General features: G+C 57.1%; 1 protein-coding gene and 1 pseudogene. Both read right to left on the bottom strand.

Features of this window, described 5'->3' with window-relative positions:
- A partial coding sequence (locus ACSZPU_RS26490) for a hypothetical protein (protein ID WP_499004589.1) occupies positions 1-113 on the bottom strand: 113 nt, incomplete at its 3' end.
- Between the two features lie 18 nt (positions 114-131).
- A pseudogene (locus ACSZPU_RS26485) lies at positions 132-289 on the bottom strand (glucarate dehydratase); the annotation flags it as partial.

Below are 289 nucleotides of genomic sequence, written 5' to 3'. Positions count from 1 at the left end.
CGGGTGAAGAACGGCGCATGGGCACCGCTCAGGTTCATCAGCATGCTGTCGTGCCCGGCAACCGGGATCACTTTTACTGAGGTAACAACAGGAGTCGAGCTTTGAGTACTCATCGTGAATCCTTTTGTCTGTTACTGACGTCCAAATACCGGGCGTTTACGGTCGAATTTCCAGCCCGGGATCAGGTACTGCATCGGACCGGCATCGTTACGCGCGCCGCCCGGCAGGCTTTTGTAGATGGCATGGGCTTTTTCAATCTGCGCCCAGTCAATCTCCACGCCCAGGCCCG

Origin of the sequence: Phytobacter sp. V69, assembly GCF_965644215.1 — a bacterium.
GTDB lineage: Bacteria > Pseudomonadota > Gammaproteobacteria > Enterobacterales > Enterobacteriaceae > Phytobacter.
The sequence above is the reverse complement of the archived record's forward strand: the minus strand, read 5'-3'. Positions and strand labels throughout refer to the sequence as shown.